Here is a 4,181-nt window from a genome sequence, read left to right as displayed (position 1 = left end):
GTCGCTGGATCTGGACGACGTCGTCCAGATCCAGCGACCACCGCCCGTCCTTGTCCGGGGTGACAAGCTTGGTGAGGTTGACCAGGTTGGTGCCGTACAGCTGCGAGGCCTGCGCGGGCAGGCGTCCGGCCAGGTCGGTGTACCCGATGATCGTCACGCCGTTCTCGGTCACCACCACCTCGTCCGCCACGCTGCCCTCGACGTTGCCACCCTGGGCGGCGGCCATGTCCACGATGACCGAACCGCGCCTCATCGACGCCACGTCCGCGGCGGTGAGCAGGCGCGGGGCCGCCCGGCCCGGGATCAGCGCGGTGGTGATGACGATGTCCACGTCGGCCGCCTGGGCCGAGTACAGGGCCGCCGCCGCCCGGTCGTAGGCCTCGCTCGTCGCCTTGGCGTACCCGTCCGTGGAGACGACCTTCTCCTCGTCGGGGACCTCGACCGGCAGGTACTCGCCACCGATCGATTTGACCTGGTCGGCCACCTCGGGACGCGGATCGGTCGCGCGGACGATCGCGCCGAGGCTGCTGGCCGCACCGATCGCCGCCAGACCCGCCACGCCCGCACCGGCCACCAGCACCTTCGCCGGCGGGACCTTGCCCGCCGCGGTGACCTGTCCGGTGAAGAACCGGCCGAAGTGGTGGGCGGCCTCGATCACGGCGCGATAGCCGGCGATGTTGGCCATGGAGGACAGGACGTCCATCGACTGCGCACGGGAGATCCGCGGAACCGCGTCCATCGCCAGTGCGGTGACCCCGCGCTCGGCCAGGACGGACAGCAACCGCTCGTTCTGAGCGGGCGCCAGGAGTCCGACGAGGGTGGCGCCCGGCCGCAGTCGCGTCACCTCGGTCTCGGTGGGGACGGCGACCTTCATCACGACGTCGCTCGACCAGGCGGTGTCGCCGTCGACCAGGTCGGCGCCGGCGTCGGCGTAGGCCGCGTCGGAGAACTCGGCGCGGGTTCCCGCCCCGTTCTCCACCACGACCCGGTATCCCAGGCCGATCAGCTTCGCCACCGTCGCCGGCGTGGCGGCCACCCGCCTCTCCGAGGGATCGGACTCGGCGACCACGCCGATCACCGAGGGGGCGGCGGCGGGATCCGGCACCTCGGTCTGCGGGGACATATCGGGGATCTCTTCGAGGCTCGAGGCCATGGGGGTTCCTTCGACAGCATCGTGGAAGACAGCGTTGTGGAGGACAGCGTTGTGATGGGGCGACGCAGGTGGACCGGCACGACCGACCACGAACGATGTCCGATCCTTACACGGTTGCCGGCCCCGGCGTGGGGTCATCCGGGATCGCGTCGGAAACCGGTCTCGGGCCTTTCATCACGGGCGATCAGTTCGATGCGAGCCGGGGTACGAGCTCGCGGGCAGGGCGGGCGAGAGGGTGCTCTCTGCTCCGTCCACCTGGTCGGCAATGCCCTCCGGGCCTCGGCATGGTGGTGCCGCTACCCGGGAGCACGTCTGGATGAGCTTACGACACGACAAGAATTGAACTTGATTCAGGTGGGGTGGACGCCGTCCGACCACCCTCCGCCGGAGCTCTGTCGCGCCCGGAAATGCATGAAGCCGACCTGTCGGCCGGCTTCTCCGGGGCAACCCGGCTGCACTGGATGTGTGGGCGAAGGGGGACTTGAACCCCCACGTCCCGAAGGACACTGGCACCTGAAGCCAGCGCGTCTGCCATTCCGCCACTCGCCCGAGTAACGCCCGAATACGTTAACACGGGCCACACCGGCCGCACTAATCCGCTGGTGGAGCACAGTCGCGCGGCCCCCGGGGTGTTCTGAGGCGTGCTTCGGGCCGCTCCCGCCTCTATGATCGACCGGATGCCGCCCACACGAGTGGCGGGGCGGACGAACCAGACGCACACCGCGGAACCGGGCACACACCACAGAAGAGGAGGCACTCATGGGAATCGTCGGCAAGTTCGAACGCACACTCCAGGGTGCGGTGGGGGACGCCTTCGCCCGACTCTTCGGTGGCAAGGTGGTCGCGGCCGAGGTGGAGTCACAGCTACGCAGGCAGGCGGAGGCCTCGCTCAAGGTGGTCGACGGTCACCTGCTCGTCTCCAACAGCTACACCATCACCCTCGCCCGGTCGGACTACGCGTCCTTCACGGAGGACGAGGCCCTGGCCGTCAAGACCTTCTCCCGCCACCTCTCGGATCACATCGCGGAGCAGGGGTGGGAGACCTACGGTCCGGTCACGGTCACGTTCGTCGAGCGCGACGACCTCCACACCGGGCAGCTGCGCATCAACGGGGTCGTGGACCCCGACGCGGTCCCCTTCCACATCTCGGCCGCCGCGCCGGCGCCGGCACCGGGCCATCCGGCTCCGTCGTCGCCGGTCCCCGCGCCACCGGACGCCAGTCAGGAGAGACACCCCATGAAGGCACCCGCCTCCAACTACCCCGTCGCCACCCGCTCCGGATCCGCAGCCCAGAACACCGGGTGGGGCGGCCCGTCCGACGCCCCCACGCAGATCACCCAGGGACGCGCCTCGCTCTCGGTGACGCTTCACCTCGAGGACGGATCCGGTCGGACGTTCCGTCTCCAGCGCGGGTCCAACCTGCTCGGACGCGGCCAGGACGCCGCCTTCCGCCTGCCGGACACCGGGGTGTCCCGGCAGCACGCGGACATCCACTTCGACGGCCGCGAGGCGGTCCTGTCCGACCTGGGCTCCACCAACGGGACCACGGTCAACGAGGGCCCCGTGCAGGACTGGCAGCTGGCGGACGGCGACGTGATCCGGGTAGGACACTCGGAGATCACCGTCCGGTTCGACTAGCCTCGACAGGCATGGACCCCCGGGAACCTCCGGGGGCGATCACACGTTGCCCGAGGTGACCTGACCGGAGAGGGAGGACCGAACTCGTGCAGGGACTCGTTCTGCAACTCTCGCGTGGCCTCCTCCTGGTGATGCTGTGGCTGTTCATCTACCTCGTCCTGCGCGCGCTGAAGACCGATGTCTTCGGCAACGTCGGGATGAGGTCGGGTGGCCAGGGTGAGCGTCGTGGTGGATTCCTCGGCCGCGGCACCAAGGCGATACGCCACCTCGTCGTCACACAGGGCGCCCTGGCCGGAACCCGCATCACCCTCTCCGAGCAGCCGGTCCTGCTCGGCCGCGCCGACTCGTGCACATTGGTGATCGACGACGACTACGCGTCCAACCAGCACGCCAGGCTGTCCCCCCACGGGCCGGACTGGTTCCTCGAGGACCTGGGTTCGACCAACGGCACCTATCTGGACAGATCGCGGGTGACGACACCGGTCAAGGTGGCCGCGGGCACGCCGATCCGGATCGGCAAGACCGTGATCGAGCTGCGCGCGTGACCCCGTCGCTCAGCTACGCCGCCCGCTCACACACGGGGATGGTGCGCGAGAACAACGAGGACTCCGCCTACGCCGCTCCCCGCGTCCTCGTGTTGGCCGACGGCATGGGGGGCCACGCCGCGGGCGAGCTGGCCAGTCAGATCATGGTCGCGACCCTGGCCAGGCTCGACGAGGACCAACCCGGTTCCGACCTCGCCGGCGCGCTCAGCAGGGCGATGAACGAGGGCAACCGGGCGATCGCCGCGCACGTCGAGGCGCATCCGGAGGCCGACGGGATGGGCTGCACGCTGACCGCGCTGCTCTTCGACGGGCGACGCATGGGGCTGCTCCACGTGGGCGACTCACGTGCGTACCTGCTCCGCGACGGCGTCCTCACGCAGATCACCAAGGACGACACCTTCGTCCAGTCACTCGTGGACCGCGGCGAGCTCACCGCCGAGGAAGCCCACGTGCACCCGCGCCGCTCGCTCATCCTCAAGGCTCTCACCGGCGAGCCCGTCGAGCCCACCACCGCCGTCCGGGAAGCCCGGGTGGGAGATCGCTACCTCCTCTGCTCGGACGGCCTGTCCGACCCGGTGAGCACCGAGACCATCGCCGAGACCCTCGCCACCGGCTCCGCCGACGCCGCCGCCGAGCGCCTGGTCCAGCTCGCGCTGCGCTCGGGAGGGCCCGACAACGTGACGGTCGTCGTGGCAGACGTGGTCGACTCCCCACGCGGCGGTTCGGTCGTGCCCGTGGTCGTGGGCGCGGCCTCGACGGACGAGCCCGGCGAGATCGCCGTCAACGCCGACACCGCCGCCGGTCGGGCCGCGGCCTTCTCCCGTGCCCAGGTCGCCTCCCAGAAC

The 4,181-nt window shown here is 70.2% G+C and carries 4 protein-coding genes and 1 tRNA gene; 3 read left to right on the top strand and 2 right to left on the bottom strand.

The genetic code is table 11. The features are described 5' to 3' along the window. Together IY392_RS14845 and IY392_RS14840 are read right to left on the bottom strand one after the other, a co-directional pair. The coding region (locus IY392_RS14845) for a Re/Si-specific NAD(P)(+) transhydrogenase subunit alpha (protein ID WP_194861625.1) at positions 1 to 1,123 on the bottom strand (1,123 nt) is incomplete at its 3' end. Between the two features lie 496 nt (positions 1,124 to 1,619). Next, positions 1,620 to 1,702, bottom strand: a tRNA-Leu gene (locus tag IY392_RS14840). Positions 1,703 to 1,912: 210 nt separating this feature from the next. Here IY392_RS14840 and IY392_RS19510 point away from each other — a divergent pair. From IY392_RS19510 to IY392_RS14825, 3 genes are all read left to right on the top strand, one after another. Then, on the top strand, positions 1,913 to 2,791 hold the full coding sequence (locus IY392_RS19510) for a DUF3662 and FHA domain-containing protein (RefSeq protein WP_107755258.1): 879 nt from the start codon (positions 1,913 to 1,915) through the stop codon (positions 2,789 to 2,791). 86 nt (positions 2,792 to 2,877) lie between these two features. Continuing rightward, positions 2,878 to 3,336 (top strand): FHA domain-containing protein, encoded by a 459-nt coding sequence (locus tag IY392_RS14830; RefSeq protein ID WP_107755257.1) that lies wholly within the window; start codon positions 2,878 to 2,880, stop codon positions 3,334 to 3,336. Continuing rightward, a partial coding sequence (locus IY392_RS14825) for a protein phosphatase 2C domain-containing protein (protein WP_194861624.1) occupies positions 3,333 to 4,181 on the top strand: 849 nt, incomplete at its 3' end. The genes IY392_RS14830 and IY392_RS14825, both read left to right, overlap by 4 nt.

This window comes from Dietzia sp. SYD-A1 (genome assembly GCF_015356725.1).
Classification (GTDB): domain Bacteria; phylum Actinomycetota; class Actinomycetes; order Mycobacteriales; family Mycobacteriaceae; genus Dietzia.
Note: the sequence above shows the minus strand (reverse complement) of the source record. Positions and strands in the feature narration are given on the sequence as shown.